This is a genomic window from Kaistella chaponensis (assembly GCF_900156725.1).
GTDB lineage: Bacteria > Bacteroidota > Bacteroidia > Flavobacteriales > Weeksellaceae > Kaistella > Kaistella chaponensis.
In genome coordinates this window covers 280,815-287,487 of record NZ_FTOI01000003.1, presented here as the reverse complement: position 1 = coordinate 287,487, position 6,673 = coordinate 280,815, and the positions used below count along the sequence as shown (strand labels likewise).

6 protein-coding genes are annotated in these 6,673 nt (G+C 35.3%); 4 read left to right on the top strand and 2 right to left on the bottom strand.

All coding sequences use genetic code 11. The features are described from left to right. Nucleotides 1-227: 227 nt before the first annotated feature. From BW932_RS14480 to BW932_RS05005, 3 genes are all read left to right on the top strand, one after another. On the top strand, nucleotides 228-1,271 hold the full coding sequence (locus tag BW932_RS14480) for a bifunctional transcriptional activator/DNA repair enzyme AdaA (RefSeq protein ID WP_076385984.1): 1,044 nt from the start codon (nucleotides 228-230) through the stop codon (nucleotides 1,269-1,271). Between the two features lie 33 nt (nucleotides 1,272-1,304). After that, on the top strand, nucleotides 1,305-1,667 hold the full coding sequence (locus BW932_RS05010; protein WP_076385982.1) for a nuclear transport factor 2 family protein: 363 nt from the start codon (nucleotides 1,305-1,307) through the stop codon (nucleotides 1,665-1,667). 92 nt (nucleotides 1,668-1,759) lie between these two features. After that, on the top strand, nucleotides 1,760-2,293 hold the full coding sequence (locus tag BW932_RS05005) for a GNAT family N-acetyltransferase (RefSeq protein WP_076386025.1): 534 nt from the start codon (nucleotides 1,760-1,762) through the stop codon (nucleotides 2,291-2,293). Nucleotides 2,294-2,317: 24 nt separating this feature from the next. Here BW932_RS05005 and BW932_RS05000 read toward each other — a convergent pair whose 3' ends face one another. Both BW932_RS05000 and BW932_RS14315 read right to left on the bottom strand, forming a co-directional pair. Next, nucleotides 2,318-4,348 carry a heavy metal translocating P-type ATPase gene (locus BW932_RS05000; RefSeq protein WP_076385980.1) on the bottom strand — a complete coding sequence of 677 codons (2,031 nt, stop codon included), beginning with the start codon at nucleotides 4,346-4,348 and terminating at the stop codon, nucleotides 2,318-2,320. A gap of 261 nt (nucleotides 4,349-4,609) precedes the next feature. Then, complete coding sequence (locus BW932_RS14315) at nucleotides 4,610-4,768, bottom strand: hypothetical protein (protein WP_185113909.1); 159 nt, start codon at nucleotides 4,766-4,768, stop codon at nucleotides 4,610-4,612. A 171-nt stretch (nucleotides 4,769-4,939) separates the two neighbouring features. Here BW932_RS14315 and amaB point away from each other — a divergent pair, with 171 nt between their 5' ends. Then, nucleotides 4,940-6,490, top strand: a complete 1,551-nt coding sequence (amaB, locus tag BW932_RS04990) for an L-piperidine-6-carboxylate dehydrogenase (protein ID WP_076385976.1) — start codon at nucleotides 4,940-4,942, stop codon at nucleotides 6,488-6,490. The last annotated feature ends 183 nt before the right edge of the window (nucleotides 6,491-6,673 follow it).

The following is a 6,673-nucleotide window of genomic DNA, read 5'->3' as shown; positions in this document are numbered from 1 at the left end:
AATAAAATAATCCATCTCATTTTTGCAGTACTCAAATCTGGAAAAAAATATGAAAATAATTACCAAAATAGTTTGGCGGTGTCATAGAAATCAAGCCGGGACGCAAGATTTGTCCATCAAATAAGATGTTAAATCATCTAGAAAATGTTTCAATGCAAAAAAATACTTGTCCATTTTTCGGTTGTAGAATAAATCGAACACCAGTATTTTTGCTTTAAATTTACAGTATGCAACTTTCAGCCGACATCATGTATCAAGCTTCGTTCAATAAAAATCCCGATTTTGAAGGCGTTTTTTGGATGGGCGTAAAAACCACCGGAATATTTTGTCGTCCAACTTGTACCGCAAGAAAACCCAAAAGCGAAAACGTAGAATTTTTTCAGAATACCAAAGATGCAATTCTGAAAGGTTATCGACCGTGCAAAGTTTGTAAACTTTTAGAAAATCCTAACGAAACTCCAGAATATATTCAGAAAATTTTAGAAGAATTGCGAGAAAATCCCGCTCTAAAGTTTAAAGATTTCGACTTAGTTCAGCGTGGAGTAGAACCTGCAACAGTCAGAAGATGGTTTCAGAAAAATCATGGAATGACTTTTCAGACATTTCAAAGAATGTTTCGATTAAATACGGCTTTCAAAAAAATTCAACAAGGCGACAATATTATGGAAACAGCTTATGATAGTGGTTTCGAAAGTTTAAGTGGTTTTAATGAAAGTTTCAAAACAATCTTCGGAGTTTCTCCCAAAAATTCAAAAACACAGAAAATTATCGATTTGAAAAGAATCGAAACTCCCATCGGAACCATGTATGCAGCGGCAACTGTAGAAGGAATTTGTATGCTCGAATTCACCGATCGGAAAATGCTCGAAACGGAATTTAAAGATTTAGCAAAATCATTAAATGCAATAATTATTCAAGGTGAAAATCCTCATTTTATACCCTTAGAAAAAGAACTTGAAGAATATTTCTTAGGAAAAAGAACAGAATTTACGGTTCCTCTTTCTCCTGTAGGAACAGATTTCCAGAAAAGTGTCTGGAAAGTTTTAATGAAAATTCCGTATGGCGAAACATGGAATTATAAAAAACAATCCGAAGTTTTGGGCGATGCTAAAAAAGTTCGTGCCGTCGCCAATGCAAATGGGATGAATAAAATTTCAATCCTCATTCCTTGTCATCGCGTTATAGGAAGTAATGGAACGTTAACTGGTTACGGTGGCGGAATTTGGCGCAAACAAAAATTATTGGAACTCGAAAAAGCGATTTTGTTTTAAAAATATATTTCTCCGAGAAAATTATTTAAAAATATGAATGAAAATGAAATAAAAAATATTGCAAAACTTTGGTTCAAAGCTTTCAATGAACATGATTTAGAAAATTTGCTAGCTCTATATGATGACAATGCAGAGCATTTCAGTCCAAAATTGAAAATCAGAAATCCTGAAACAGAAGGTTTAATCAAAGGAAAAGCTGCATTAAGAAATTGGTGGAAAGATTGTTTCGAAAGATTGCCAAGTTTACACTACGAAGTTCAAAAATTAACCGCAGATTCTGAACAGGTTTTCATGGAATACCTTCGAAAAGTAGACGGAGAAGAGGAAATGAAAATCGGCGAAGTCTTAGAAATTAAAAATGCCAAAATAGTTTTTTCCAGAGTTTATCACGGTTAATATTTTTGGTGCAAATAATTGAAATTAACAAAATGATCAATTGGAGCGAGCTTTTGCCAAAACTTAGTTTTACCTTTGAAAAAATTGAAATAATGAATTTCTCCATACAACCTACTTTAGAAAATGATATTGTAAGCTTAGTTCCTTTAGAAAAACACGATTTCGAAGAACTTTTTGAAGTCGCATCTGATCCTAAAGTTTGGGAACAGCATCCGAATAAAGAGCGCTACAAAAGGGAAGTCTTCGAAAATTTTTTTCAGGGTGCAATGGAAAGTAAAGGCGCTTTTCTCATCATCGATCAGGAAACGGAGGAAGCTCTAGGGAGCACGCGTTTTTACGATTATAATGAAAAAGACAACAGTATTTTAATTGGCTACACTTTTTACGGCACCAAATCGTGGGGAAAAAATATCAATTCTAGTGTGAAAAAATTGATGCTGGATTATATTTTTGAGTTCGTTGATAAAGTTATTTTCCACGTTGGGAAAGATAATATCCGTTCTGTAAAAGCCATGACAAAGCTTGGCGCAGAAAATTTAGGTGAAGAAGAAGTAGCATATTTTGGCGAAGATTCTAAAACAAATATTGTTTTTCAAATCAAAAAAGAAAACTGGAAATCAGAATAATTTCTGGCGAAATTTTTAAAAAATTTAAAACTTCATTTTCTGAATTCTTACAGCATTTAAAATTGCCAATAAAGCAACTCCGACATCCGCGAAAACTGCTTGCCACATTGTGGCTAATCCTCCTGCTCCTAAAATTAGCACGATTGCTTTCACGCCAAAAGCTAAGTAAATATTTTGCCACACAATTTTTCGTGTTTGCTTTCCAATATTGATCGCCATGGGAATTTTACTCGGTAGATCATCCTGAATGACCACATCTGCGGTTTCCACCGTCGCATCACTTCCAAGTCCGCCCATCGCAAAACCAACATCGCTTAGAGCCACAACTGGAGCATCATTCACGCCATCACCAACAAAAGCGACAGTTTCATTTTTAGCTTTTATTTCCTGTAATTTTTTTACTTTATCTTCTGGTAATAAATCTCCGAAAGCGTTTTTAATTCCCAATTCTTTGGCTACAAATTGTACGACTTCATTTTTATCGCCACTCAACATGGTAGTTTTTACGCCAAGATTTTTCAATTTTTCCACGGTTGCTTTTGCATCACTTTTAATGGAATCCGCAACAGTAAGATAGCCGACAAATTTATTATCAAAGGCAATCGCAATCAAGGTATAAACAATTTCGCTGATTTTGGAATCGTATTGAATTCCGAATTTATCAATCAGTTTTAAATTCCCGACAAGCAATTCTTTTCCGGTAATGGTTCCTTTCAATCCCTGACCCGGAATTTCTTCCACGTTTTCTACTTTTATTTCTGAATTGACTTTTCCAACATATTCGTGAATTGCAGTTGCGACAGGATGTGTACTTTGACTTTCCAACGCATTCACCATTTCTAAAATTTCTTCTTGGTTAAAATTTTTGTCAAAAACAACGTCTTGAACTTTAAAAACCCCTTCTGTCATTGTTCCGGTTTTATCCATCACCACATTTTCAATTTTTGCGATGACATCTAAAAAGTTGCTGCCTTTAAATAAAATACCATTTTTACTTGCAGCTCCAATTCCCCCAAAATAACCCAACGGAATACTGATCACTAAAGCACATGGACAGGAAATTACTAGAAAAACCAATGCTCGATAAAGCCAATCCGAAAACTCATAATTTGGAACAAAAAAGTAGGGTAGAAGCGTGATTGCAATTGCGAGATATACAACAATAGGCGTATAAATTTTTGCAAATTTCCGGATGAATAATTCAGTGGGCGCTTTTTGGGAAGTGGCATTTTGAACCAATTCTAAAATTTTACTCAGTTTGCTATCTTTAAAAACGGTGGTTACTTTTACCTGGGAAACGGTATTTAAATTGATCATCCCCGCCAAAACAATTTCACCTTTTTTCTTCGTGTCAGGTTGACTTTCACCCGTTAAAGCTGCAGTATTAAAAGACGCACTTTCGGAAATTAATTCGCCGTCAAGTCCTAGTTTCTCGCCAGATTTCAATTGAATGATGGAGCCGATTTCTACTGTTTCTGCTTTTACAATTTCGGCGATATTATTTTTTATAATGGTGACTTCATCGGGTCTTTGATCCAATAAACTTTTAATATTTCCTTTCGCTTTGGAAACTGCAATCGTTTGAAAAACTTCTCCAACCGAGTAAAATAGCATCACTGCAACTCCTTCCGGATATTCGCCAATTCCAAAAGCTCCAACTGTTGCGATTCCCATGAGAAAAAATTCGGAGAAAAATTCGCCGTGAATTATACTTTTCCAAGCTTCCTTTAAAACCGGAAACCCAACAGGAATATAGGCGATTCCGTACCAAATAATTCGTACCCAATCTTTGAAAAATTCTGGTTTTAAATAATGATCAAAAAATAACGCGATAAGTAAAAGTAGTAAAGAAATAATACTTGGTAAAAACATTTTCACTGAACTTCCACCTTCGTGACTGCGATCGTGATCATGATTGTGATCTTCCTCCAAGTCAGTTGCACAGCAGCTTTTAGTGTTCAGCAAATTTTCTGCACCTGCATCTTTGTAAATTTTTTCTTCTTCCGTGCAGCAGATTTGTTTGCCGTTTTTATCGTAAATATGTTGATGTCCCATAAATATTTTTCTGATTTTTATTTGATAACAGATTTTCTGGTTGAAAAATTTCCGAGAAAAAATCTCCGTAGTTTTTGTTGGTGTTCAAAGTATATTTCAAAACAGCAACCTCAGAATTACGGTCGATTTTGTGATCAACGATAAATAATTCAGAAATTAAAGAATGATTTATAAAATGATGTTTGAAATAATTTTTAGACAAAATTCAAAATTGATGCCTCAAATTTTTAAGGTCAAAAATCAAAAGTGATCGATGATGATTTATTTCCCGCTACAATCTTGAAAAAGTTCGGCACCGAAATAAAAAACAAAAAGCCACCCAATTCCTTTTAAAGTGAAAAAGATTAAACCACCTATTCCAACGCGCTTGAACCAGGTTTTCATTTTTGAATTTTTATTTTCAGGTTGCTGATTTTCCATCTCCAAAATTTTTTCAAAGTTAATTATTTATGAAGATAAAATTTTTCAAAATTTTTAGCTTTTAAATCCCACTTAATTAATCTTTTTCCTAATGATATTCAAGAAAAAGTGCGGTAAATTTTTTAGGTTTCGCCAAATTACTTATCTTTAAGGACAATTCAAAATAAAATTATGTCCCAATCAATTCAGGATTTTGGAATCGAAAAATCCCTTTCTAATTTAGGAATTTCAGCAGAAAATAAAGGAGTTTCATCCGGCGGAAAATACTTTGCCAATGGAGATTTACTCGAAAGTTATTCACCAACAGATGGAAAACTAATCGGAAAAGTAACCACTGCAAATACCGCTGATTACGATCAGGTGATTGAAACAGCTAAAAAAGCTTATGTAGAATTTCGACAAATTCCGGCGCCGAAAAGGGGAGAATTGGTTCGTCAGTTCGGATTAAAATTAAGAGAATATAAAGATGATTTAGGAAAACTCGTTTCTTACGAAATGGGAAAATCTTTTCAGGAAGGTCTTGGCGAAGTTCAGGAAATGATCGATATCTGCGATTATGCAGTCGGTTTATCTCGTCAACTTCACGGTTACACGATGCATTCTGAACGACCTGGACACAGAATGTACGAACAATATCATCCGCTGGGAATTATCGGAATTATTTCTGCATTTAATTTCCCGGTTGCAGTTTGGTCCTGGAACACTGCTCTTGCGTGGATTTGCGGAAATGTTACCATCTGGAAACCTTCCGAAAAAGCACCACTTTGTGGAATTGCCTGCCAAAATATTATTACTGAAGTTTTAAAAGAAAATAATCTTCCCGAAGGAATTTCTACCATGATTGTCGGTGATCACGTGATCGGTGACAAAATGGTAAACGATAAAAATGTGGCCTTAATCTCTTTCACAGGTTCCACCAAAGTGGGAAGAATTGTCGGGACAAATGTGGCGCAACGTTTCGGGAAATCAATCCTTGAATTAGGAGGAAATAACGCCATTATTTTTACTGAAAATGCAGATCTTAACATGTCGATTATCGGTGCGGTTTTCGGCGCAGTAGGAACTGCAGGACAAAGATGTACTTCTACCAGAAGATTAATTATCCACGAATCTATTTTTGAAGACGTGAAAAACCGTTTGGTAAAAGCTTACGGACAAATTAAAATCGGAAATCCTTTAGATGAAAACAATCACGTAGGACCTTTAATCGATCAACAAGCTGTTCAACAATATCTCGATTCTATCGAAAAATGTAAAAAAGAAGGCGGAAAATTTGTCGTTGAAGGTGGCGTTTTGGAAGGTGAAAATTACGAATCTGGTTGTTATGTAAAACCGTGTATCGCAGAAGTTGAAAATTCTTACGAAATCGTGCAACACGAAACTTTCGCACCGATTCTTTATATTATGAAGTATAAAACTTTAGACGAAGCCATCGCGATGCAAAACGATGTTCCTCAAGGTTTAAGTTCCGCAATTATGACGACCGATATGCGTCAAGCAGAATTATTTTTGTCCCAAAATGGGTCAGATTGTGGAATTGCCAATGTAAATATTGGAACTTCCGGAGCAGAAATCGGTGGCGCTTTTGGGGGTGAAAAAGAAACCGGCGGTGGAAGAGAATCCGGTTCTGATGTGTGGAAATACTATATGAGAAGACAAACCAATACCATTAATTATACCGATAGTTTGCCTTTAGCACAGGGAATTAAATTCGATTTGTAAGCTATTACTATTTATTTGGGCAACTAATCCGCCCTCCGTTCCCGCTTTTTTGTTCCGCTGCCGCTGCACAAAAAGAGCTCCACTCAGGTCGGGTTGCAAGGGATTTTGAATAATAAAGATTTTTTTTTCATCATTGAAATTCTTTTCCCCAAATATTCGACTTGACAACGCTATAATAATTGA

What these genes read in the sequence shown, in the direction of transcription:
- BW932_RS14480 (WP_076385984.1), top strand. Translation starts at nt 228, where the DNA reads ATGCAACTTTCAGCCGACATCATGTATCAAGCTTCGTTCAATAAAAAT.
- BW932_RS05005 (WP_076386025.1), top strand. Translation starts at nt 1,760, where the DNA reads ATGAATTTCTCCATACAACCTACTTTAGAAAATGATATTGTAAGCTTA.
- BW932_RS05000 (WP_076385980.1), bottom strand. Translation starts at nt 4,348, where the DNA reads ATGGGACATCAACATATTTACGATAAAAACGGCAAACAAATCTGCTGC.
- BW932_RS14315 (WP_185113909.1), bottom strand. Translation starts at nt 4,768, where the DNA reads ATGGAAAATCAGCAACCTGAAAATAAAAATTCAAAAATGAAAACCTGG.
- BW932_RS05010 (WP_076385982.1), top strand. Translation starts at nt 1,305, where the DNA reads ATGAATGAAAATGAAATAAAAAATATTGCAAAACTTTGGTTCAAAGCT.
- amaB (WP_076385976.1), top strand. Translation starts at nt 4,940, where the DNA reads ATGTCCCAATCAATTCAGGATTTTGGAATCGAAAAATCCCTTTCTAAT.